The 275-nt window shown below is 64.7% G+C and carries 1 protein-coding gene; it reads left to right on the top strand.

The window, feature by feature from the left end; genetic code table 11:
* Nucleotides 1–275 (top strand): SAM-dependent methyltransferase (locus FLQ44_RS24835; protein WP_369126598.1); only part of this gene is annotated, 275 nt, incomplete at its 3' end.

The raw sequence follows: 275 nt of genomic DNA, 5'->3' as shown, positions 1-275 counted from the left end.
ATGCACATCCATGTGCGGCTCGCACCTCACTACCCGACCGAGGTCATCGCAGGCGTAACGAGCCTGTCGGGGTGTTGGTCGCAGGCAGGGTTGCCGTTGATGCAGGGGGACGATGTGTTCACCGTACTGCCCGGCACGCTGCCACAAGCGGAACTGGCCCAGCGGCTCGCGACCAGCGATGCTGCAGTCATCATGAAAGTCGGACGCAACCTGCCCAAGATCCGTCAGGCGCTGGCCGATGCCGGCAAGCTCGACGGGGCGGTCTATGTCGAGCG

Source organism: Vogesella mureinivorans (genome assembly GCF_007644035.1).
GTDB classification, from domain to species: domain Bacteria; phylum Pseudomonadota; class Gammaproteobacteria; order Burkholderiales; family Chromobacteriaceae; genus Vogesella; species Vogesella mureinivorans.
The sequence above is the reverse complement of the archived record's forward strand: the minus strand, read 5'-3'. Positions and strand labels throughout refer to the sequence as shown.